Raw genomic sequence first — 23,535 nt, 5'->3', positions numbered from 1 at the left:
CTAGCAGTAAGGATAAGTTAATGCCTGGCACGCATAATAAAGCGCAACTACCCAGTAATCCAACACTCAAAGAGATTAATTGGTTTAAAAAGCAAATTAATTGGGGCGAACTACCTCCTTTTTATCACCTTGTTGCCTCATCAATAAGCGAATCTGAAGGGATTTTAGATCATGGATTCGATAATGCAGTTAAACAACTTATAGATAAACGCAATTGGAACTTAGATTTATTAGAAGGCCATGAAGACAGCCTTGGTGTAATACACACTAAACATAAGCCACGTATTGCGCTGTACCAAGTTTTTACCGACAGAGGCTTTGAGCTATGGGCACAGCCTTATGCTAAAGATGTTATTGTTGACCAATACATAAAAAATAATCGCTTTATGGAGTTTAGAGTGTGGGATCCACATTCAATGAAAAACCTGATCAGAATAAGTCAGTTACATAAGTTTATTGGCTTTTATTTTGAACAGGGCGACAAAGCAGATAAAGCCATTATTTTACATGCACATAAAGTAGTACATAAAATTATTACTTTTTTGCAGCGAGAATTGAACGTTGTAAAGCTTGATGGAGTCACAATAAAAGAACTATACCAATTGTGCGAAAAAGACAGCCGTGCAAGCAGTGACGAAATAGACATAGCCAAAATTGCAATTGGCGAACAAATTAACAAGGAATAAAATGCAGCTAAAATCAGCATTTATCACTTTATGCAGTGCCGCGCTTACGTTTAGCTTATTAGTAAGCGAACCTTTAAAAGCGCAAACCAATTTCACACTTCCTGATTTAGGAACATCTGCATTACAAGCACTGCCACTTGAAAAAGAACAAGCTATTGGCGAAGTAATGATGATGCAAATACGAGGTTCATCGCCAGTTATAAACGATCCTGTGCTAGATGAATACCTCACGACTATTGGCCGTAAACTTGTTGCTAATGCTAACGATGTACGTTTTCCGTTTTCGTTTTTTTGGATAAATAACTCGGAAATAAATGCCTTCGCCTTTTACGGTGGCCATGTAGGCGTGCATACAGGGTTAATAGCTCAAGCCGATAACGAGAGCCAGTTTGCTTCGGTACTTGGTCACGAAATTGCTCACGTAACACAGCGCCACTTAGCACGTAGAATACAGCAGCAACAAGATAACAGCGCGCTGACCATTGCCGGTATGATTGCAGGTATATTAGCAACCGTTGTTGCACCCGACGCGGGTATTGCCATTATATCTGCCAGCCAAACACAATCTGCTTTTAGTCAGTTAACGCATAGCCGCTCAGCTGAGCAAGAAGCTGACCGCATAGGCATGCAAACACTTAATAATGCAGGATTTGATCCCCGTGCATCGAGTGAGTTTTTAACTAAACTTGCAGCGCAAATTCGCTATAAATACAAGCCACCGGCATTTTTGCTAACTCACCCATTACCAGAGAGCCGAGTATCTGATGTACGTTTGCGTGCAGAGCAATTTCCTGTGCGTCTTATGAATGCGAGCCTTGAGTTTAATTTAGCAAAAAGTCGAGTGCTTGCCCGCTATGACAACAAACCAGAAAACGCAGAAGATCTATTTAGAAAACTACTGCGCGAAAACACCTACAACAACACTGCATTAAAGTATGGCTTAGCCATAAGCTTGCTTGATCAAAAAAAGCTTGATGAAGCAGCACCAATATTAGACGAGCTTTTAAAAAACGATCCTAAAAACCTATTTTATATAGATACCCATACCGATTTACTTATTGCACAAAAAAAGGCAGATGAAGCCGTTAAGTTTTTAGCCGACTTAAATCAGTATCGCCCTAATAATCAGGTAATTACACTTAACTATGCCAACTCAGCACTTGAAGCTGAACAATATGAGCTTGCTGAAAATATTTTAAAGAGTTTTTTACTCGAAAAGCCAGATCATAACTTAGGCAAACAACTCCTTGCAGACGCGTATAAAAAACAAGATAAATTAGCCTCTTATCACGAAGCTAACGCCGATGTATTAGCGCAATATGGTGCTTATTTAAAAGCCGCAGACGAAGTACAAAAAGCACTAAACTTTGTAGAGCCTACTCAACTTGTAAAGCAACAACGTTTAAAAGCACTACTTACCCAGTATCGACTTTTACAAAAAGAGCTTGCAAGACTTTAAGTCTGCAAGCGCTTACCCTAAAATAGACGCAATTCACACTTTGGAATCATTTTATGTCTGTTACTATTTACCACAACCCTCGTTGTTCTAAATCACGCGAAACGCTAGCACTACTGCAAAGTAAAGCAATAGAGCCAAGTATTGTAGAGTATTTAAAAACGCCTCTTACACACGAGCAAATTTCAACGCTTGTAATCCAACTTGGTTTTTCATCCGTACGTGAATTAATGCGCACAAAAGAAGATGACTACAAAGCACTTAATTTAAAAGATGAAAGCAGTGAATCAGCATTAATAGATGCCATGGTACAAAATCCAAAACTAATTGAACGCCCTATTGTAGTGAATAACAATAAAGCAGCGATTGGTCGTCCACCAGAAAACGTACTAAGCGTTTTATAATGAGTGCAACCATAGTGGTGCTTTATCACTCAAGCCATGGCTCAGTTGAAGCAATGGCTCACGAAATAGCAGAGTCGATAGAGCAACAAGGTGCTAGTGCACTACTTCGTACTTTTGTGGCTAAAAATGCACACGACATTGTGATCACCAAAGATGACTTAATAAATTGTGATGGTTTGGCATTTGGTACACCAACCCGATTTGGCATGATGGCCTCCCAAGCTAAAAGCTTTTGGGAAACCACCAGCGACTTGTGGTTAAAAGGTCAGTTAATAGATAAGCCAGCGTGTGTGTTTTCGTCATCAAGCAGTATGCATGGTGGTAATGAAGCAACCTTACTTAACTTATCTCTGCCACTATTACACCACGGTATGATGCTACTGGGCGTGCCGTACGATGTACCCGAACTACTTGCAACACAAACAGGTGGAACACCATACGGTGCAACACACGTTGCTGGCAGCGCTAATAGTGCACAGCTAAGCAAAGACGAAATTAAAATATGCCAAAGCGTTGGTAAACGCCTTACTCACATTGCGAGAAAACTTAAATGAATACAGCTGACAACCCAGCTAAAAAGCCGATTACAGTAAAGTTTCAGCGTGCCGCACTATTTGGCTATGTAGGTTTACTTGTTCTTATTCCACTGTGGATGTATTTTGTGCCACCTCTAAATGGTAATGCGAGTTTAGTGTCTTTATTTTTGCCTATTATTCCGTTACTACTGCCGCTAAGAGGCATAATTAAAGATAATACATACACTTATGCGTGGGCTAACTTTGTTGTAATGTTGTATTTTATTCACGGACTTACCATGCTGTGGGCCGCTCCTGATGAATTAATTTGGGTATTGCTAGAGCTTGTGTTTGCCTCTTCAATGTTTATTGGCTGTACTTACTACGCAAGACACCGCGGACAAGAACAAGGTTTAAAAATCCGAAAGCTTAAAGAAGAACTAGCTGAAGAAAAAGCAGCAAATGAGAACGGTAAATAAGGCTTAACCATAAACGGTTATAAATACAAAAAACGCGCTTAAATTGCTTTAAGCGCGTTTTTTATTAGCTGTTTAAAAGTGACTAAACCAAATCACTTAAGGCAGCTAGCACCACAATGCTCGCCAACCCTATTTGAGCAATTAAGCTAATAAACGAAAAGCCTCTAAGCACAAATAAGCCCCAAGGGTGTTTAATATGTGGATATAACGCACAGCGTTTTAAAGTGGTCGCAAAGAAAAAACAAATCACTGCCGCCATAGTTAAACTCAGCGTCAGCTCACTTTTAATAGAGAGTGTTTCATCAAAAAAGAAGAACAACTGCAAAGGCAGCAATATAGTGACAATAGCGTGCAGCACATGTACTTTTTTAATGCGATCAAACTGCCCTTCTGGCGAAAGCTCTTTAATACCAAAGTCACGCTCTAAGCATTTAACTAAGTTATTAGCTTTAATACTAACCGCCAAACGGTAACAACTTAAACCTTCTTTATTGCGCGCTCTAAAGTTATAGCCCGCTTTAATAAGCAGCACCATTAACGATTCATTTTTAGCAAATACAGCGTAATGAAGTGCTGTGTTACCTAAATTATCAACCGCTTTTTTGTCTTGCTTTGCAAGTAGCGTTTCAACCACATTTACAAAGCCTTTTTCGGCGGCCCACATAAAAGCTGTTTTATTGTTTTCATCAGCAAGAACACCTGTAGCCCCTTGCTCAATAAAACGCATTGCCATTGTTTGCTTGGCTGTTTTTTTACGCAGGTGCGTTAATAATGCTTTTTCTAGCAGTACAACAGAGTCAACATCAGGAGAAACCTGTGTAAGCAACGTAAAATAGTCTTTACCCGCTGCCACTTTTTCGCTGGCAAGTTCAGAAAGAGTATCTAAATCAGCAATAGACTCTGGAATAAACGCACTTAAGCGCTCTCTAAAATCAACTTCTTTCCAAAGGGCTAATGTATCTTTTGCCGAAAGTTTACTTTTATTATTTAGCGCATGCTCAATTAACGTGAAATAGCGTTTACTAAAAAACAAATCGACTAAAGACAGTGGCGTATCTATGGTATTTTGTGCAGCCACACTTGCGTATTTTTCAAGGCGCTGGCATAGCATAAGCACTAAGCTTTCAGGGGTGTATTCATTATCGTAGTAATGGCTTTTAACCGCACTAATATACGCTTGTGCGTCTTCGTCATATTCAGAGATATGTTGAAAGTAACATTCTTCAAATGGTTCTAGCGGGGTTAGCCATGCCAAATAATAAATAGGCGGTAACACGGTGGTGCATACACCATCGTCTTCATTTGTAGAACGACAAGCAGGCCAAGCTTCCAAAGCATCTAAAATAAAGGCACCGTTTTGTTCTACCAGTCCTTTAATAAGTAATGGGTATTCCTTTGGCCAAATCAGTACATTTTCCATTAAAACAACACAACTCCAGTGTGGCTTGGGGGTGGTAAGTTATATCAGTTTTTAGCTGACACCACGCTTAATCAAAGTGTCGATATTCTAGCACACCTTTGTTTTGCTGCTAGCGCAAAATTACGCAATAACAACAATCCTTTACTTACAAATATAAAAACGGCCAAGTACATAAGTAATTGGCCGTTTTTGAGGTTGGAGTTGGGCTTAATCAGAGCCAGACAAATAGTCTATTTACTTTTTAACTCGCTAATAACTTGATCTAAACCCACTTCAGAAATACGTTGAATAATCTCTTTTTGCTTAGCACTTAATAGTGAAATGCCTTCGGCAACAATATCGTATACTTTCCACTCATCATTTTTACCTAAACGAAGCTTAAAACTTAAGTCGATTGTAGGCGCATTTGGCTCAATAATTTGTGTATTAACTGTTGCGTACTCAGAGTCACTTTTTGCGTTATTACGCTCAAATACTACTTTTTGACCTGTGTACTTCATTAGTGCACCAGCGTATGTGCCTGTTAAGTAATGCTCTACTGCATCTATAAATTGAACTGCCTGCTCGCGCTCAATGCCTTTAATGTGTTTACCTAATAATTTAAACGACACAAACTTAACATCAATATGTGGCATTAAACGTTTTTCAACAATGGCAGCCATCGCGTCTTTGCTTGCTGTGCCTTTTGAATTTACTTGGCCAATGTCTGCAAATAGCTTATCGGCTACTGATTCAAGTAACTGGTCTGGCGATTGCTGAGTTTGTGCAAATAACGAACTACTAAAAAAAGCAGTGGCTAAAACGAATAGTTTAAAGAGTTTCATAATTGTATATGTCTGTGTGATTAAGATGGCTGTAATTTACGCGAACTATACGCAATAAAAAAGGCACAAATAAGCAACTTATTAATGCCCAAATCGCACCAATAAAATAACTAAAATAAATTCAAGCAGTTAGAAACCTCCATTAACAGGCCATATACAACCGGCATTTTGTCCTCATTGTAATTGTTAATAGGTCGCCCTTATCATTTAGTTATCAACTTAAATCAAACAAACATTTGGCACCTATGAAAACGTCACTTAAAACACTTATTATCTCTTTTGCATTAGTAGTTTCACTTTTTGGCAAACTTGCTTTTGCTCAATCGAACCATGGTTATGCTGTTGATTTTCTCAAAGGCGAAGGTAACGTAAACGGCGTTAAGCTTGCGTATCAGTATCATGCACCTAGTATGCAAAACCTTATTGGCGATGCTCGCTTTTACTTTGAAACCAGCGTAAACATGTGGGAATACCGCCACGGCGATGAAACACAATCAAACCTAGTACTTGCTATGTCACCTGTGCTGCAATTTCCTGCCTTTAGTTTTAACAACACCCCATTTTATGTAGAAGCAGGAATTGGTGTATCACTGATTGATGAGACGCAGTTTGCCGGTAAAAACATAAGCACTCACTACCAGTTTGAAGACCGTATAGGGCTCGTTGCCGACTTTGGCCACACTAACGTTGCCCTTAGAGTTATTCACTACTCAAACGCAGGCTTTAAAGAGCCAAACCCAGGGCTTAACTTTTTAACACTTTCGGTAGCTAGACGCTTTTAACGTTATTGATTGTGTTTAAAGTTATTGATTGTGTTTAAAGTTATTGATTATGTTTTGAGTAATTTAATTGCTGTTATAGCGTAAAACGGTCACACTTAAACGTACTAAATATTAAGTGATACTGCGATGCAAACTTGGCATATTGTAATTATTGTCGCCGTTGTTTTTGCTATTGTCATTGGTAATATTGCGCTGATTAGACTCTCTGCAAAAACGGAGTTTAAAAAGCCCAACGCCAATATTAAAAATACAACAGACACAAAAAAGCCCTGATTAATCAGGGCTTTTTTAACAATACCGATTCGCTTAATTATATTTTCGTTAATTTAGCCTACTAACCAATGCGCCATTAGCGCAATAACAGGTAAAGTAATTAGCGTTCGCAAAATAAATATAATAAATAACTCTAAAATATTTACCGGTATTTTACTGCCAAGTAAAAGTGCGCCCACCTCAGACATATAAATAAGCTGAGTTACACTCATTGCGGCAATAATAAAGCGCGTTACATCACTTTCAATTGTACCTGCTGCTAATATTGACGGAATAAACATATCAGCAAAACCAACCATAATAGTTTGCGACGCTGCTGCCGCTTCGGGTACTTGTAATAACTCTAAAAATGGCACAAACGGCATACCTAAATACTGAAATATAGGCGTATGCTCAGCAATAATCAGTGCAAATGTACCTACTGCCATAACCACAGGCAATACACCAAACACCATATCAAGCGCGTTATGTAAGCCCTCTTTTATAGTACCTTTAACACCCGTTGAGTTATCTGCTTTAGCTAATGCAACATCTAACGAATGACCAAATAAGGTTTTATGACCCGGAATTGTTTCAGCGTCTCTATCTGGCTCGGTGCCATCAATCAGTAAGTCTTTTTTAAAGCGCAGTGGTGGTAATCGCGGTACAATAATAGCGGCAACAATACCGGCTAAACATACCGTTGCGTAAAACGGTGCAAATAGGTATTCAAGTTTAACTTGCCCAAGCACCACTAAACTAAACGTAATTGAAACCGCTGAAAACGTAGTACCAATAATAGCCGCTTCGCGTTGTGTATAATGCTTTTGATCGTACTGCCTTGCAGTCATCAAAATACCCACACTACCATCACCTAACCACGATGCAGTACAGTCAACCGCGCTTCTACCTGGTACACCAAATACAGGGCGCATTACTTTGGTCATTAACGTACCAGCAAGCTCTAATAGACCAAAGTTAATTAATAGCGGCAGTAATAAGCCCGCTAAAATAAATACCGAAAACAACACAGGCAATAAGTCATTTAATACCAGCGCGCCAGTATTGGCCGAGGTAATCATCTCGCTGCCTAGGCTTAAGTACGTCATTAAACCAAACGCCATACCAAATAAGCGCACCACCAGCCATGTCCAGCTCACATCAAATAAATGCTTTAATAAAGGTGAGTTACATATAGCGGCGGGTTTAAACACTTTAGTAATTACAGAAATAACCCCTGTAATACAAATAATGAGAGTAATAATTGCTTGAGCAGAGCCAAGCATCATTGCTTGAACCGCTTTTGCCATAACGGCAATAGGAATGGTCATCCCTTGCGAGGTACTAATGGGTGTCATAAATAAAAACACACCAATTAACGAAGGAACTAAAAAAGTAAACCAAGTGCGCCACGTGTAGTGTGAACGATGAGGTAGCTGAGACATATTTATTAACCTATAAAAACCACAAAAAGAGCATATCGCTCTTTTTGTGGTAAAACTTATTATTATTTAAATTTTAATGCCGCGCTGAATGAGTGCTGCTTCTAATGCTTGTTGTAAACCATTCATAGTACCTGGCTCAAGCGTTTCGCCTTTGTCATCCATCCACGTTAAGCTAGTACCGCCTTCTTTAGTTTTACTTACTAAAATTTGGTATTGGCCTTCATCAATAGGTAGTTGAGCTACGTCATCACCCCAAATTGAATCCCAAACACTTGTTTCTGGTTTAGTGTAATCAGCAGTAATTAAGCCCGTATCTGGGTTAATTTCAACAATAGTGAACGACAAGCGCTCTAAAAATCCAGAGAAACGGTCAAACACAGCTTCGTAAGATTGCTCAGTTACAAGTGCTGCATTACCTTTGTTATCAAAGCCCATTTCAAGAGAAATAATACCTTGGCGTTTACGCATATCAACTTCAAGTTGACGGTAACGGTAATCAAACTCGCTCACTACTTGGTTAAGCGCACGTACTTCTAACTGCTGCTTTAACAAATCAGTTAGCGTATGGTCGCCTTTAAAATCAATCAGCTCTGCACGTAAAGACGCAGTACGCTGATGTGACTTTTCTTCAATAGTGAATCTAAATTTTTCTAAGTCATCGTTAACTTCATCGCCCCACCACCAAAAACCTTCTTCGGTTTTAATGATTGAGTACCAATCAGTTTCAATAGTACCTAGTAGCTTGTCTTCTTTAGTGGTTCCTGCATTGTTATCAGCGAGGACTGATTGAATCGTGTCCCAAAGAAATTCATCTAAATCAGCAATGCCATCGTTTTTATCAAAATAAATACGCGCTTGTTTATCTGTCTCTTCTACCCAACTGCCTTTAGCAATTGTTAATACTTGTGCCGGTGGGCGGTAATTTGTAGCTTCAGGATTGTTGTCGTATTGACCTACATCCATTTTATAAACTGGGTCTTGAGCTGGTTGAGATAACGACGTTGGTGCTTTTACAGGCTCATGCGTACGATAGTTACGTTCGTCATGTGCCTTATTAATAAATACACTACACCCTGATAAACTTACCAATACACTTACTGCAAGTGCTTTTGGGATCCAATACTGCACAGATATTTCTCCTTAGCATACCCTTTAATTGTTTTAACAAATATATGAGTGGGTAATGCCGATTTGGTTCAGTGTAAAATCAATATTAACTTTACATTTATTATTTGGCTGCCTAAATGCAATAAAGTTCAGCACTTCAACTTAGCAATAAAACTAAGCGCAAATAAGCAAATTTTAGCTATGGTACTTTCCCGTGCCAGTAAAAACAAGAAACACCGCACTTTAAAAGCGCTTAATTAGCGTGTGCTGTAGTTTAGAGCCCTTTTTGTGTTAAACTTCGCCGCCGTGCAACTTCTCGTGTGTATTTTTGGTGTTGCCAACTCGGTTGATATAATCCAAGTAACAAGGTATTTGAACTCATGACTGCATTTTCAAATCATCAAATTGTTTTAACAGCGATTGGCGAAGACAGACCCGGTATTGTAAGTGAACTAACCCAACTGGTTAGCGATTGCCACTGCAACATTATTGACAGCCGTATTGCTATTTTAGGCTGCGAATTTACCTTCATAATGCTACTCAGCGGCGACATGTCGGCAATAAGCCGCATAGAGCACGTACTGCCTACTAAAGCCATGGAACTTGGCCTGCTAACTATGATGAAGCGTACAGCGAGTCATACTCCTAGTGAGTTTTGTGCAGGTTACACCCTAGAATACACTGGCATAGACACCCCTGGCACATTGAGCAAAGTAACTCGCTTTTTTGCCGATAACAACATCAGCATTTGTTCATTAAAGTCAGATACATTCGATGAAAAAATCGACATGAAAATGCGTTGTGAAATCGAATTTAATATTCCAGTTGATGTAGATATAGATCAATTTAAAATTAGTTTTGAGAGCCTTTCTCACACACTAAACGTAGATTATATTTTTAAACGAATTCGTTAAGGATGCTAAACATGAACACAATTAGTCCATTACAAGCTGGCGATACTGCACCCGCTTTTAGCCTACAAAACCAAAACGACGGAACAGTAACATTAAGCGAGCTGTTAAAAGAGCAACAAGTGCTTGTGTACTTTTACCCTAAAGCGTCAACGCCGGGTTGTACTGTACAAGCCGAAAACCTACGTGATAAGCAAGCACAGCTTGCTAAATTTAACACCCGCGTTGTAGGTATTAGCCCAGATCCAATTAAGCGCCTTAAAAACTTTGAAACTAAAAAAGAGCTTAATTTCGATTTATTAGCCGATGAAGACCACGCCATTGCTGAAGCATTTGGGGTATGGGGTTACAAAAAATTTATGGGAAAAGAATACGATGGTATTCACCGCCTAACATTTTTAGTAGGCCAAGACGGTAAAATAAAACACCTATTTGATAAGTTTAAAACCAAAGATCACCATCAAGTAGTGCTAGATTATCTTGCAGCAGAATAAGCTAGCGGCTGAGTAAGTTAGCTACCAGCGATTAGACAAATACAAAAAAGCGTTGCTCAAGGGCAACGCTTTTTTTATGCCTATACATTTGCGCTATATAAAACTTAAATAGTAATTGAGTAAATAATTTGTTAAAACTGCCAAAGCACTTATTATTAGCACCTTGCCAATTGGATATTTAAACCTTGAATAAAAGCCTAAAATTTAAACTTTATTTAACTGCCTTAATCATCTGTATTATCGGTTTTAATTTTTCAGAGCCAAGTATGCAATTTTACTCAAACCCGTTTTATATCGGTAGTTTCGTTTTTGCCATTGCGCTTATAATCTCTGTAATTAATTACGCCTGCCCTGCCTGTAAGAAAAACCAAGTAATGCGCTCTATTTCTAGTTATAAGCTTCCCACAGACGATTGTTATAATTGCGGGGAAAAGATTGATGAGAAAAGTAATTAAATAGACGGAGTTATTACTGGAGATTTTAATGTATAGCGTTACCCACAAAGCCAATTTATATTGGTGTATCATAATGGCGCAACGGATTTTATAGGTAACTGAATTTTGCGTAAAACACTATATAGATGTTTCTTTGTGGCTATATCGCCTTATTTGCCTAATACAGGCTTTAGCCAATTTATAAAATGGAAGTTGGCATTGCTGTTAGTGGGTGATGAATTCCATCAACAAAACTTATTAAATAACCGTGATAAATTAGCCCCTCATTTTGCTCACGATACACCTTTGCAAGCAGATCTAGCCGAGTTACTTCCCTTTGATACAACAACGGATTTAAAAGTGTTAGATATTGGTGCTGGGCCAGTGAGTAAAGTCGGCAAAATACATAATGGACATGAAGTCGAGTTAGTACCTATCGACCCTATGGCAGATAAATACCGTCAAATACTGGCAGCACTTGATTTACAGCCTAAGTATTGGACTCGTTACGGTGAGGGAGAACGACTTAGTCAGCAGTTTGAGGAAAACTCATTTGATTTAATTCATGCACGTAACAGCATAGATCACTGCCTTAATCCTATTAACGTTATTGAAGAAGCTATTACGGTATTAAAGCCTAAGTGTTATTTTTATTTGAACCATTATCGTAATGAAGGTAAAGCGGCTAAATACTATGGGTTACATCAATGGAATTTTGATGTTGTTAATGAGGACCTTATCATTAGCAATCGTTTTGGTGAACAAATCAATGTCAATAACACCCTGCGTCATAAAGCATTGATACATCAAATAAAGAAAACCGAAGAACGCTTAATTGTGATAATACAAAAACGATGAACTGGTTAGTGCTCGGCAATGGTGCTAAAGATATTGATGTATGTTCATTATCTAACAACACCAATATCATTGTATTTAATCATGGTTTTAATGAGCTTGTTGGCGTTTGCAGAATTCAGAACCAAAAAATATCAGGGCTCAGTTCATCATATACTATTCAAGGGCGACTGCCTTTTGATGGGTTTAAAACACAGCTAAATAGACTACATAGTTTACTGCAGACTGAGCTTAACAATGTTCCATCAAGTGGCACGGCTTTACTGGCGACATTAACTGCTAGCAATATAAAAGCTAGAGTTGTTGGCATGAACTTACTCCCTTCTATAGCCCGCTCAGCGACATTATCGGCCAACATCCCTACCCCATGCCACTTCCATAACTGGCTAGGAGAGAGATGCTATGCGTTAATGCATAGATTTGACCAGCGCTTCGATTGGGAGGCATTGCACTTACACAAACCGAGCTCAGGTAAACTCAATGTATCAGATCCTTTCTCGCTATTAAAAGGACTCGCTATAGCACCTAATGATATTACCTTGGCTAAGCTCATTGGTAATATTTCGGCAGACTGCTGGCTCAATAACAGTTCCATCGAAAGCTTGAAGCATGCAGAGTGCTATTTTTACCTAAAGCGCGGCCAACAGCGAACCAGTAATTGGTGGCTGTATCATAATGAAGCATCCCAATATCTGGCAGATACCCACATAAAATTAGCATGGTGCCAGCAATCATTGGTGTTCAGTGCTCAAAGGCTCTTTTGCAAAGATAGCTTTTAATAATTGCCTTTGCTCTGCTTTTGTATCTGAAGAGTATTCTGCTCGCTGGTGGAAGTATGAATAGCCAATATCAATAAACACAGGGGCTTTAGCTGCCTCAGACATTGGTAACATAGTGGCATAATCAGTCACCGATGGTATCCAATCATGATCTTTTTTAAAATAAGCGTGTGGAACGCTATCAAATAAAGACTTTTTAAATGCACGCTGATGAGCCCACACATTTCCGCCCCCTTTTTGCCTAATATTGTTGTAGCTGGGGTGGTACAGTTTTAGTGGTTTATTAGGGCGGAACATGGGCATGTGGATTAAGTCAGCACCTTGATTAGCGGCATCCACGATATGCTGAACAACGTCATGTCGCATTAAACAGTCATCTTGATCTAATATCACAATGATACTGTCATCATTAACACAAACATCTGAAATAGCTTGGATAAAATTACGTACTCGCCCTTGGTTGTGTTGGTGACGTATCAAGGTTGTACGATCAAATAGCTTATCGAGCAATATTGGATAGCACCAATTATGACTCGCCCCACTGGCATCATCTATTAAGATAATCCCAAATGATTGATTGGATTGCATACGTAGACTATCTAAGCATCTTTCAAGCTTATGTATCATGGTGAAGCGTCCTTTTAATAAGAAAATCAAAGCTTCTTTGCGCCTAGGATATTGCCAATTGGCATGCCTAATTAAATCAAATTGTTCTTCTTGATCAACAGGGCAACAACCTTGGCTAACCAAGTCCCTTATCTGATCGAGTGTTGCTATTTGTTTATCTTCATTGCGGGGATGAATGTAGAAAGTGGCAGGATCTCCCCCACGTAATGAACTAAGCCCTGTTGCCTTTTGATGTGCCTGTAAAGCACGGTGCCAAGTTAATGTGTATTTATCATTAATTATAGGGTTATTGATTGGCAGTGTTTGCTTAATTTTAACGAGATCTAACAAGCCCATTCTGACTTCGGGAGCAAATTGCCCTTCTTGTCCAAAATAGGGTAAGAATGCATCTGTAGACTTGGGTATATTAAATCCTACGCTAATCACTCTAGGGTCGAGTAATGCTGCTTTCATGTCTGCAATATAATCATGTTGCCAGTTTTTACGCCCCACCAACACATCACAGTCACACTGTAATACATACCGTGTATTGGCTTGATTAAACGCCCATATCTGTGAAAAAAGCGGTGCCAGTGAAGTGGTATGTGATTGTGTAACCTTTGATGCACCAAACCATTGGCTGTAATTAGTTGATATTGCATCACTTGAAGTGGGAGCGATAAGAAGTTCATCGACTATGCCATTGTTTACTAGCTCGTTGGCAGATGTGAGCAACTGGTTAAAATCACCTTTCTTATATTGACGTAAAAATGGTCCTTGGTAGCTATCGAGTAATAGTAATACCTGTTTAAATTTTTTAGGGTAATTTAACTGTGTAACGATATGGCTCACTTGTACGAACAGCACATCGGCATCCTGGGCACACGCTTTAATCAGTAATGTTGTATCCTGATCTACTCCTACACTGGTGCAAGTTGGCGTATCAGGTTTACTTAATGCCACATTAGGATGTAACGCTTCGATTAAAGCTAAATAGAAGTCTGCAAAGCCTTTTAATTTCGATAAAGATTGCTCTTGAGGGGTTGAAGATGCTCGCCTAACTAATTCTTCATCGGGTAGCTGTAATATAGCAATGGCATATAATCTTGCAGACATATCTAAGAACTTGCTCGCCGTAAGAGGTTGAATATCACTTCCAACGTCAATGTAATGCAGGCTGCCATCTTTCATTTGGCGAATATTATCCCTTTTTATATTTAAGCCACAAATCCCTGCCGCATACATTCCTTGTAAAAATTGAGCAGCAACAATGGCTGACGCAGGTAATTGCATCTCAGAGGTATATAAATTAGGGGTGCTGTAACTCCATTGTCCGTTTTGCTTGTGCCAGCTCACTTGAGGGACAATGTTGTTACTAGGTAAGGCTTGTTTTAACCAGCTGACTTGTTCATCATCGATTGCCCAAGGATAAAAAGACTTCTCAATTTTGTTTCCTTTTTGAATGACCACCCCTTCTTGCCCTGAGCCTAGATATTGAAATGGTAATTCTTGTACCTGCATCCATTGTTTTGCTGCAACGGCTAAGCGATGTCTCTGCTCTGTCCAAATCGTTTTTTGCTTATTGTTTCTCGTATCTATGCCATTCAAAGTGTAAACAGAGTAGTAAGGCAAACTTACAATTTCACCTTTATATTCTGGTAACAATAATAAACGTGCAATTAACCAATGGTCTTCTCCACTTCGAATATTTGGATATCGCCCAATAACCCTAGTGTTAAGTAACAAATTGCATGATGGTAGTTCATTATCAGACTGCCCATGGCAAAATGCCTCAATAAATCCGGTAAGCCTGATTGGATTAAGTAATACTTCTGGTTTAGCAATATTGGTAACGCTTAAAAGCTGGTTATCTTGTTTTAATCTATTACTTCCAATAACAAAGTCAGCATTTGAAGCTTCACCTCTTAACCATAAAGACTCAACGCTTCTCGCGTTATCCAGCATATCATCAGCATCCAGCCGTGCTACCCAGTGAGCCGTAGTGGTAGATGCATAATCTAAGAGTTGGTTGCGGGCTCTGGCTGGAGAGCCGCAAAATGCGCTTAAAATTGTTACGCTAGGATGTTCGAGCAAGGTACTACAGTGTGCTTGCCAATTATCGGTCGATTGATCATCGAGAATGACAATTTGTGCAGTGATATTGTCGACTAACGATTGAGATAATGCGCTATGTAACGCTTGAGCAATAAATTCTGCTTGGTTACATAGATTAATACCGATGATGACTGGGGCATTTTTATAATGTAATCCACATTCTTTTATCATTGTCAGTTTACGTAATGCTAACCCTACAGTTAAGGGCCGTTTATCTTTATGAGAGTGATCCTGCTGCAATTCTAATGTCCTTATTAGTGTTCATCTCATTGACTATTGCTTGCTCCGAAATAGCAAATAATGAAGAAATTCGTTCAAAGTATTGTTCTTTTTGAGGTCGAGTCATTCTGTGACCATGCAGTAAGATAAACTGAGCACAACCCAATAATTTTTGTTTGGAACCTCTAGCTGATAAGGCTGTTGAGTGCATTCCTAAATTCCAACAAACAGTTACTGCTCGTGTAAACTCAATCTTGATATTAGTAATAGCTAACACCCTTATGGCCAAATCTTTATCGTTACTACTCACAAGGCCATCACTAAAGCCGCCAGCATCTATTAACAACTGACACTGTGCAAATGTGTTTGAGCCCTGCCAGCCAGGATTGCCGACTAAAAAATCACTTTGTTTGAGTTTGTTAGGAATATTACTAGTTACTGCATGCCCTTCTTTTATGACCGAGATTCCCGATAACACCAAGCTTACAGCTCCTCGCTGTGAATGTGTTAAACACAGTTCTAAATGATTTGTAAGCCAATAATCATCATCATCAAGAATGGCCACGTAGCACTTAGAGTGACACTCATTAATATAGGCTAGGCCTGTATTCCAAGCCCCCGCAGCTCCTTGGCAACGTTCATTAATTAAAAATGTAACCGGTATAGGAGAGACTGTTGTAGTGATACTCGACTGCTCTGACTCAGATAAAGCAACTCTATCGGTGACCAATACTATTCGTTCCGGAGGCCTTGTTTGAGAGGCTATTGAAGGTAACGATATATCTATAAGCGAATTAAACCGCGGCATTGAAGCCATTAATGCAACAACTTCCATCAATAATCAACCTGCCGCAGGTACTCAATTAGCTCATCTAAGGTGGTGCCAAGTTGCTCTACTAGGATTGCCAGACCTTGCAGATATTTACTTGGAGCTTGAACTGAGAAAAAAGACTCATCTTTAAATGCACTCTTTTGATCACAAAATACATCATAGAACAAAATAGCTAGACTTAGAGCTAACATTAAGCCTTCTAATACCTCTCTATGCTGGGGTTTTAATTGATAAGTCACTTTATTCTTTTCGATTCTTTTTTGTAGAAAAACTTACGTTCAACAAATCCCAAGCTCAGTTCTCGTAAATTTTATATCATAGGTCTATATTTGTCATGTTCGGAGTATTGACTAAAACACGCTCGATTATGAGAGCTACATTGAGAAGAATAGAATTGGAAGGTGTTAGAAATACAAAATTATATAATTTGTAAGTTTGCGATATCTAATCTCACCACTCCCTCGATGCTTTACATTCATGTCGAATCTAACGAGTAATAGCAACTAGAATACCATAGTTTTGCTCCCTCAGGGTCAAATTTTGACTTCACACATCATGATTAATTAACGCCTAATTTTGTTATTTTTAACCATTTACAATGCAAAAATACAAAGTACCGAAACAAATTGATAGAGCCTTTTATCGTTGGGCTTCGCTACGCTCTACCCAACCTACGCGTTTGTCTTAAATTTTTACGCAGACAAAAATGGCGTTGCCTGAGCGCTGTGCCCATGGGGTTATTTTGTCGTAGTCATGTTCAAATATGTGGATTTCGAAGTACGGTTTTAAGGCTTCTTTAAGCTCGGTATAACTAAAAGCAACCATTGGGTGCTCGTCGTGCCATACGAGTGTTTTTTCTGCGGTGGTTTTTTCTATATTGAGTTTTAATAACTGTTTGCTGCCAGTGCCACTGTAGTGCCAACCAGAGCGAAATGTGAAGAAGCTATTTTCTCTTTTTGCTGTGTGCTCTACAAATGAATCGCTGTCGATTTTGTTTTTATCAACCGTGTTAAAACAAAATATTCCACCTACATTTAATGCGCTGTGTACGCTAGCAAGGCATTCTTTTAGCTTATTAATGCTGTCGCAGTAATGGATTGAATACAAAAAGCAGGTAATTAAATCCAATTGCTCGGTTACTTTAAATTCACTCATGTTTTGCAACGAAAATTGCGCTTCTGGACAACGAACTTTTGCTTTATCGAGCATTGGCTGGTTTAAATCAAGCCCACTACTTTTATAGCCGTAATCAATAAAGTGGCGTACATGCGGGCCGGTGCCACATGCTAAATCGAGATGGGTGTTTGCGCCATTACCAAAAATTTGGTGCAGCCTGTGAATAGAATTGCTTTGGGCTTGATAATCTATATCTGCGCACATTAAGTCGTAGTAATCAGAAAGGTCGGTGTAGAGTGCATTTGCGGACATATAAGCCTAGTGGTAAGTAGTAGAATATTTTTAAGTCGCGCATAGTAAACTAATTAGCACAATTAACGAAGAAGATATGAGCTTTAGGGTAGATGTAATCTTAGGTTATAAAGTACAGGCTATAGAGTTCAGGCTATAAAGTACAGGGTTGTCGGATGGCGCTTCGCTTATACGGCCTGTGTATTTAAATATTATAGAGCGTTGTTATAAAACGGTGTGGAATTGGAGATTCGTTGGGTTTCGCTACGCTCTACCCAACCTACGTACTATAACTTTAAGCTGGCTTTAACTAATTCCTAAATACTTATGTACTTGTATTGATAGGCGCCAGTTTTTGGCAATGCAGGTGTCGATTGCTAATTTGGTTGCTGATACTTTTTGGCTAATTGGCTGTAAGTAAACCAGCTTTGGATTAACGCCTGTTTTAGCAAATAATTCTTCTAACTCTTCTACGTGCTTTTGCATAGCAACGGGGTGTTTAATCTCGTTTGCACGCTTCATGGTGCTGGTAAGTACTTCATAACCACCGCGCATGTTAATTTTTGGCGATACCGTTACCCATGTTTGCTCTGGGGCGAGTATTTCAAACGTGCCGCTGGTTTCTATTTGTGTACTAAAGCCGTGTTCGTGTAATAAGTTACATACTGGATTTAAGTCGAACATACATGGCTCGCCGCCGGTAATTACTACGTGCTTTGCGGTATAACCACGTGATTGAAACAACGCTAAAATTTGCTCTGCACTGGCGTTAGCCCAATGATCTGAGTCGGCTTTTTTTTCTACGGTTTCGTCCAGCGATACTTTATATACATTATCAACATCCCACGTTTGCTTAGTGTCGCACCAAGAGCAGCCTACTGGGCAGCCTTGCAGACGTAAAAATATTGAGGGTGTGCCAGTAAAGCTAGCTTCACCTTGAATGGTTTCAAACACTTCATTAATTTTGTACAAAAGAGATCTCACTTACTACCTAGCAGCCAAATTGCTACTATTAAAAAACCAAAAAGCGCTGTGCAAAAATTGTTATTTAAGCTGCGGCCGTGTAGTATATCGCGCCCTGATATAAACCTCTATTAAAACTAAGAGCAAAACAGATATGACGCAAAAAGTAGTTGTTATTTATTCCGGCGGTATGGACTCATTTACCGTATTAAATAAAGCCCTGCAACAAGGCCATGATGTATATGCCCTATCATTTGACTATGGTCAGCGTCATGTAAAAGAGCTTAAAGTGGCGGCAAGTGTGTGTGAAAAATTAAACGTTCCACACAAAATTGTTGATATTTCGGCGATTAACCAACTTATTGGTGGCTCATCACTTACTGATGACATTGATGTGCCTGAAGGCCATTACGAAGAAGAAAGCATGAAAAGTACGATTGTACCTAATCGTAATATGATTTTGCTCTCGCTTGCTGTTGGTTACGCGGTATCACTTAAAGCTGGCCAAGTTTATTACGGCGCTCACTCTGGGGATCATGCTATTTACCCTGACTGCCGTCCTGAATTTGTGCAAAAAATGGATGATGTATGTCGTATTGCAAATTACGACGCTGTAGAAATTTTTAGCCCATACTTAAACAATACTAAAATTGGTATTTTAACCGACGGTATTGAAATGGGTTTAGATTACAGCCAAACGTGGACTTGTTATAACGGCCGTGAAAAGGCCTGTGGTAAATGTGGCGCGTGCCAAGAACGCCTTGAAGCATTTGCACTAAATAACATTACAGACCCGTTAGAATACGAATAAGCACCAATTAATTAGTAATACAATTGCTGTAAACAAAAAAAGGCTATCATCGATAGCCTTTTTTGTTTGTTTAATTTTAACGTAAAGATTACAACCAGCGTTTTACGCGCGCTTTATAGGCGGTAAACTCTTCGCCAAATAATTTAGTGAGCGCACGCTCCTCGGGTATTATTTGAAAAAACGTTAAATACGCAATAAACCCTATAATACATAAAAGTGCCCACAAGGAACTTAACCAAATACCCCACCCTGCTAAAATAAATGCAAAACCTACGTACATTGGGTTACGCGAAATCCGATAAATACCGCTCGTAATAAGTTTTGTCGCTTGCTCAGGTTTATTAGGGTTTACAGTGGTGTTTGCTATTTTAAAACTCACCACCCCTGCAATACAAAAAACACACCCTATAATGACCAAACTTGCTGCTAAGTAGGTAATAAATGCGGTGAAATCAATAACACTGTAATGCGCAATAAGCGCCATTATGCCTGCAAAAAACAGCACAACAATAACGGGAGGTATTTTATTATTTAACATGGCAACTCACTGTATTGGCTAAAGTATGTTTATTACATGGTGGCTATGCAGCCATTAAACAATATCTAAAGTGTATAAATGATGAACACACTCAAAGCTGAGCTTAAGTAAAGTATACAAATTAAGTTACAATTGTCAGCTTTATCAAAAGCGCTTAAAGGTTATACTTTAAGCATAAACGAATAATAAAATGATAAGGAATGAGATTATGTCTGGAACTACGATGATTGTACTTATTGTGCTAATTTCGGTTGGCTCAGGAGTGGTTTACGATATGTATAAAAAGCATCTTGAGTTTAAGCATAAAATGCAAAACAACAACAGCGATGCCCATAAACAATTAGCTGAAACAAATGCACAAGTGCTTGCATTAAAAGAGCGTGTACAAACACTTGAGGCTATTGTTACCGATTCAAGCTTTAGCGTTAAAGATGAAATTAATAAGCTTTAAATTGTTATAAGTAATTTGGATATAAATGTGCATTTTCTGGCTGCTCAATGCCGTGAGCAGCTAAAAACCCACCAATAGCTTGCCCGCAGCCCTGTGGTGCTCGCCCGCTGTCTATCTCAAAATTTAACTGATTAGCATGTTGCTTACCCATAGAGCAAAGCCCTACGGTACTTGGCGAGCGCATAGCGATACTTAAGTTACCTATTTGTTCAACCACAACGTGTTTACTAAAGCGGGCAAAACCTTTGTACTTAAATTGCTCGTTTACGTAATCATTGCTTGTGGCTACTAATGCTGTAATTAAGGCGTGTAAAAAGCTATTAGCGGATGGATCTGCTGTTAAAAACGCGATTGTTTTTTTATTAAACTCGCTAAGTTGGCAATCTTCACACAACAGCTCAACAGTATATAAATGTTGCTCGGCTATTTGCTGCTGGCTCTTAAGCTCAATACTTTTTCCTGCAAATACAATACGTTTAAGCACTTCATCAACACGGCTTTCAGCACTTTCACTTTTAACAAGCTCAGGGTTTTGAGCCATTACCGGTAAGTCGTGATGGTTATTAAATGGCGTACTTGTTGCGCCGCTTTGCATTAACTGAAAAAGCTCTCTTACTTCATGTTCACGCGCTACTTTTAACGCTAAAAATGCAGTTTGAATAAGCTCTGATGTTGGTAAGTTTTCCTCTACTATCCAGCGTCTGCCAAATAATAGCTTTTTGGCTTTGCCTTCATTTGCAGAAGCACTTTTTTGATAGTTATCTGGGCTCAGCACTGCTACTTGCAGGTAAATTTCTTCACCTTTTTGTGCAGCAAGCACTCTAAAGTGAGCCGAAAACTCTATACTCTCAAGCACTTCGTTTATGCTTTCAAGCGTGTGCTTGTAACGTAAAAAATGTTGTGGCACCACCCAGCTACTATTAGCCAATTGCACAAGGGGTGCATAAGAAATAGGTTGCTCGTAACTGTGTTGCCATTTTTGCTCATTGCTAAGCAAATGATTAATGTGACTCTTGTTATCTGACATAAATAAACCAAATAAACTCGCGTTGTGCGATATAAACTATGAACACATTACGTCGTCAATGTCGTAATTAGATCACATGTACGCCCTACTTTCGGGCTTTTTTAACTATCGGTGAGTTCTTGATAGTCTGTTATAACTTTTTGATAGTATGGCTTATCTTTATTGAGCATTTTATTATAATGATTTATGAGTTGCCGTTGGTACATAGCGTGTTCTGCACTAGCAAAGTCCCACATTTTATTACCGGTGTGACTAATCTCATTATTGCTACTAAAGCTCACTTCAATCACTTCATAAAAACGTTTGTTGTCGTAAACTATTTGCTCACTTACAAGCCCTAAACCTAATTGCTTTAAACCGACTCGCAACTTATAAGTGTGATGCACTGGGCACAAAATAAAACGAACATTATTCAAATGCTCCACTGCATTATTAGCAATAATTTGTTGTATTAAACTTAACAACAGCTCACCGCCAACACCTGCGATTACAACTACTTGGCTTTTACTTTGAGCAATTTCAATTTTGCCTACATCCTGACATAAGACCTGCCACTGCGGATTTTTATTACAGGTTTTTTGTAATTTATTAATAGATGATAATTGCGTTTCTAGGTCGTTCATTAAAGTGGCGACTATATCTACAAAAATAACCTGGTTTGCAGCTGCGCGTTTTAATAGCGCCATGCCTAAATAACCATGGTCGCAGCAGCAATCCCAAATAATATCGTGATGCTGCGAAATTAATGTATCAATGGCAGTTAGGCGTTTGCTGAGCTTCATTTAATCAGCAGATTGTGACGTTTTGTAGATAAGTGCTTTTAAGCTTCTGTCGCTGTCTACTTCAATAAAACGCTCGGTAGGAGCTAGGCGCTCAACAAATTCAATTGCGCCTTGGGTGTGCTCGTTTATTAACGCCTTAAACGCCTCTTCGCTAAGCTCTGGGCTATTAGCGCACAATAACAATTGTGTGGTATCGCAAAGTAGCTCTGGCAACCTGCGCAGCACTTTTTGATAGTCTTTAGTTAATATAAAGCTGCCTTTTTGAAAGCTTGGCGGATCAACTATTATTAAGTCAAACGGGGCTGCTTTTTTTAGTTTTCCAAACGACTTTAAAATATCGTGAGGTAAAAAACTTACGCCGCGCTCAAAGCCATTTAGTTGATGGTTTTGCTTGCCGACTTTAAGTACACCTTTGCTCATATCCATATTCATTACATGATCTGCTCCGCCTTGCATGGCTGCAAGCGAAAACCCACATGTATACGAAAATAAGTTAAGCACTTTGCCATGCTTACTATTAGCCATTACAAACTCACGGCCGCTGCGCATATCGGGAAATATTCCGGTATTTTGACGGCTCTGTAAATCAACCAAAAAACGAATGCCGTTTTCAGTTACAACATGCGGGTTAGGTAATTGCCCATAAACCACGGTGTTTTGGCTTTGCACGCCAGCGCGCTGCTGATACACAAGTGAGCTAATAAGCTCTGGCTGGTTTTTTTGTGCCCACTGCCACACAACATCGGTAAGCTCGCTTAGTGTTTGCTCGTCAATTTCGTCGTACGAAACCAAAAACAAACTTGGCGGATAAAAGTCTAAATTAATATGACTTAACGCCTCAACACTATGGCCACGGCCATGAAAAACACGGCACAGGTCATTTTTTAAAATTGGCGCATCTTCAAGCGCAGTAATAAGAGGAGTAAAGTTTGCTGTCATTT

Annotated in this window: 26 protein-coding genes; 13 read left to right on the top strand and 13 right to left on the bottom strand. The window is 39.1% G+C overall.

Translation table 11 applies throughout. The features are described from left to right. Positions 1–20: 20 nt before the first annotated feature. The 5 genes from I6E82_RS07435 to I6E82_RS07415 are packed head-to-tail and all read left to right on the top strand — an operon-like array spanning position 21 to position 3,540. On the top strand, positions 21–686 hold the full coding sequence (locus tag I6E82_RS07435; RefSeq protein ID WP_197117371.1) for a hypothetical protein: 666 nt from the start codon (positions 21–23) through the stop codon (positions 684–686). A 1-nt stretch (position 687) separates the two neighbouring features. Further along, on the top strand, positions 688–2,145 hold the full coding sequence (locus tag I6E82_RS07430) for a M48 family metalloprotease (RefSeq protein WP_007581042.1): 1,458 nt from the start codon (positions 688–690) through the stop codon (positions 2,143–2,145). Between the two features lie 53 nt (positions 2,146–2,198). After that, positions 2,199–2,546, top strand: a complete 348-nt coding sequence (gene arsC, locus I6E82_RS07425) for an arsenate reductase (glutaredoxin) (RefSeq protein WP_165726302.1) — start codon at positions 2,199–2,201, stop codon at positions 2,544–2,546. Further along, on the top strand, positions 2,546–3,100 hold the full coding sequence (gene wrbA / locus I6E82_RS07420; RefSeq protein WP_010555076.1) for an NAD(P)H:quinone oxidoreductase: 555 nt from the start codon (positions 2,546–2,548) through the stop codon (positions 3,098–3,100). The genes arsC and wrbA overlap by 1 nt, the downstream gene beginning before the upstream one ends. Beyond that, positions 3,097–3,540, top strand: coding sequence for a DUF2069 domain-containing protein (locus I6E82_RS07415; RefSeq protein ID WP_197103090.1), 444 nt, complete (start codon positions 3,097–3,099; stop codon positions 3,538–3,540). The genes wrbA and I6E82_RS07415 overlap by 4 nt, the downstream gene beginning before the upstream one ends. Before the next feature lie 82 nt (positions 3,541–3,622). On the opposite strand, the gene I6E82_RS07410 is transcribed toward I6E82_RS07415, so the two are convergent. Continuing rightward, a complete protein-coding gene (locus tag I6E82_RS07410; protein ID WP_010555074.1) occupies positions 3,623–4,960 on the bottom strand; it encodes an ankyrin repeat domain-containing protein in 1,338 nt (445 codons plus the stop codon). A gap of 230 nt (positions 4,961–5,190) precedes the next feature. Then, a complete protein-coding gene (locus tag I6E82_RS07405; RefSeq protein ID WP_101163304.1) occupies positions 5,191–5,784 on the bottom strand; it encodes an MlaC/ttg2D family ABC transporter substrate-binding protein in 594 nt (197 codons plus the stop codon). 245 nt (positions 5,785–6,029) lie between these two features. On the opposite strand from I6E82_RS07405, the gene I6E82_RS07400 reads away from it, so the two are divergent. Beyond that, positions 6,030–6,566, top strand: a complete 537-nt coding sequence (locus I6E82_RS07400) for an acyloxyacyl hydrolase (protein WP_002963116.1) — start codon at positions 6,030–6,032, stop codon at positions 6,564–6,566. Positions 6,567–6,692: 126 nt separating this feature from the next. After that, complete coding sequence (locus tag I6E82_RS07395) at positions 6,693–6,839, top strand: DUF2897 family protein (RefSeq protein ID WP_007583912.1); 147 nt, start codon at positions 6,693–6,695, stop codon at positions 6,837–6,839. Positions 6,840–6,892: 53 nt separating this feature from the next. Here I6E82_RS07395 and I6E82_RS07390 read toward each other — a convergent pair whose 3' ends face one another. Together I6E82_RS07390 and bamC are read right to left on the bottom strand one after the other, a co-directional pair. Continuing rightward, positions 6,893–8,263, bottom strand: a complete 1,371-nt coding sequence (locus I6E82_RS07390) for a YjiH family protein (protein ID WP_007583911.1) — start codon at positions 8,261–8,263, stop codon at positions 6,893–6,895. A gap of 66 nt (positions 8,264–8,329) precedes the next feature. After that, positions 8,330–9,391, bottom strand: a complete 1,062-nt coding sequence (gene bamC, locus I6E82_RS07385) for an outer membrane protein assembly factor BamC (protein ID WP_197117369.1) — start codon at positions 9,389–9,391, stop codon at positions 8,330–8,332. A gap of 359 nt (positions 9,392–9,750) precedes the next feature. Here bamC and I6E82_RS07380 point away from each other — a divergent pair, with 359 nt between their 5' ends. From I6E82_RS07380 to I6E82_RS07365, 4 genes are all read left to right on the top strand, one after another. Next, positions 9,751–10,284 (top strand): glycine cleavage system protein R, encoded by a 534-nt coding sequence (locus I6E82_RS07380; RefSeq protein ID WP_170072963.1) that lies wholly within the window; start codon positions 9,751–9,753, stop codon positions 10,282–10,284. Positions 10,285–10,295: 11 nt separating this feature from the next. Further along, positions 10,296–10,775, top strand: a complete 480-nt coding sequence (bcp, locus tag I6E82_RS07375) for a thioredoxin-dependent thiol peroxidase (RefSeq protein ID WP_197117367.1) — start codon at positions 10,296–10,298, stop codon at positions 10,773–10,775. Positions 10,776–11,335: 560 nt separating this feature from the next. After that, a complete protein-coding gene (locus I6E82_RS07370; protein ID WP_197117365.1) occupies positions 11,336–12,067 on the top strand; it encodes a class I SAM-dependent methyltransferase in 732 nt (243 codons plus the stop codon). After that, complete coding sequence (locus tag I6E82_RS07365; protein WP_197117363.1) at positions 12,064–12,843, top strand: hypothetical protein; 780 nt, start codon at positions 12,064–12,066, stop codon at positions 12,841–12,843. The genes I6E82_RS07370 and I6E82_RS07365 overlap by 4 nt, the downstream gene beginning before the upstream one ends. On the opposite strand, the gene I6E82_RS07360 is transcribed toward I6E82_RS07365, so the two are convergent. The 5 genes from I6E82_RS07360 to queE all read right to left on the bottom strand — a co-directional run bounded on the left by I6E82_RS07360 (position 12,796) and on the right by queE (position 18,994). Beyond that, a complete protein-coding gene (locus I6E82_RS07360) occupies positions 12,796–15,804 on the bottom strand; it encodes a glycosyltransferase family 2 protein (protein WP_197117361.1) in 3,009 nt (1,002 codons plus the stop codon). The genes I6E82_RS07365 and I6E82_RS07360 overlap by 48 nt on opposite strands. After that, the gene (locus I6E82_RS07355; RefSeq protein WP_197117359.1) at positions 15,782–16,591 is read right to left on the bottom strand and encodes a glycosyltransferase family A protein; all 810 of its coding nucleotides are present in this window, start codon (positions 16,589–16,591) and stop codon (positions 15,782–15,784) included. Before I6E82_RS07355 ends, I6E82_RS07360 begins: the two co-directional genes overlap by 23 nt. 26 nt (positions 16,592–16,617) lie before the next feature. Continuing rightward, on the bottom strand, positions 16,618–16,854 hold the full coding sequence (locus tag I6E82_RS07350) for a hypothetical protein (RefSeq protein WP_197117357.1): 237 nt from the start codon (positions 16,852–16,854) through the stop codon (positions 16,618–16,620). A 445-nt stretch (positions 16,855–17,299) separates the two neighbouring features. Continuing rightward, positions 17,300–18,043: a class I SAM-dependent DNA methyltransferase gene (locus I6E82_RS07345; RefSeq protein ID WP_197117355.1), complete on the bottom strand. Its 744-nt coding sequence runs from the start codon at positions 18,041–18,043 to the stop codon at positions 17,300–17,302. Positions 18,044–18,328: 285 nt separating this feature from the next. Then, positions 18,329–18,994: a 7-carboxy-7-deazaguanine synthase QueE gene (gene queE, locus I6E82_RS07340; protein ID WP_002960417.1), complete on the bottom strand. Its 666-nt coding sequence runs from the start codon at positions 18,992–18,994 to the stop codon at positions 18,329–18,331. A gap of 145 nt (positions 18,995–19,139) precedes the next feature. On the opposite strand from queE, the gene queC reads away from it, so the two are divergent. Then, positions 19,140–19,796 carry a 7-cyano-7-deazaguanine synthase QueC gene (gene queC, locus I6E82_RS07335; RefSeq protein WP_007583902.1) on the top strand — a complete coding sequence of 219 codons (657 nt, stop codon included), beginning with the start codon at positions 19,140–19,142 and terminating at the stop codon, positions 19,794–19,796. A gap of 88 nt (positions 19,797–19,884) precedes the next feature. Here the strand turns inward: queC and I6E82_RS07330 are convergent, their stop codons facing one another. Then, entirely contained in the window at positions 19,885–20,334 is a 450-nt protein-coding gene (locus I6E82_RS07330; RefSeq protein WP_024592359.1) for a methyltransferase family protein, read from the bottom strand. A gap of 208 nt (positions 20,335–20,542) precedes the next feature. Between I6E82_RS07330 and I6E82_RS07325 the strand changes: the two genes are divergently transcribed. Further along, a complete protein-coding gene (locus I6E82_RS07325) occupies positions 20,543–20,785 on the top strand; it encodes a hypothetical protein (protein ID WP_007583900.1) in 243 nt (80 codons plus the stop codon). Between the two features lie 4 nt (positions 20,786–20,789). Here I6E82_RS07325 and I6E82_RS07320 read toward each other — a convergent pair whose 3' ends face one another. The 3 genes from I6E82_RS07320 to I6E82_RS07310 form a co-directional block, all read right to left on the bottom strand. Then, positions 20,790–21,812 carry a hypothetical protein gene (locus I6E82_RS07320; protein WP_197117353.1) on the bottom strand — a complete coding sequence of 341 codons (1,023 nt, stop codon included), beginning with the start codon at positions 21,810–21,812 and terminating at the stop codon, positions 20,790–20,792. Between the two features lie 101 nt (positions 21,813–21,913). Beyond that, complete coding sequence (locus I6E82_RS07315) at positions 21,914–22,594, bottom strand: tRNA (adenine(22)-N(1))-methyltransferase (RefSeq protein ID WP_197117351.1); 681 nt, start codon at positions 22,592–22,594, stop codon at positions 21,914–21,916. After that, positions 22,595–23,533, bottom strand: a complete 939-nt coding sequence (locus tag I6E82_RS07310; RefSeq protein WP_197117349.1) for a class I SAM-dependent methyltransferase — start codon at positions 23,531–23,533, stop codon at positions 22,595–22,597. Between the last annotated feature and the right edge of the window lie 2 nt (positions 23,534–23,535).

The sequence above is a fragment of the Pseudoalteromonas sp. NZS11 genome (assembly GCF_015864765.1).
Taxonomy (GTDB): Bacteria; Pseudomonadota; Gammaproteobacteria; order Enterobacterales; family Alteromonadaceae; genus Pseudoalteromonas; species Pseudoalteromonas arctica.
Note: the sequence above shows the minus strand (reverse complement) of the source record. Positions and strands in the feature narration are given on the sequence as shown.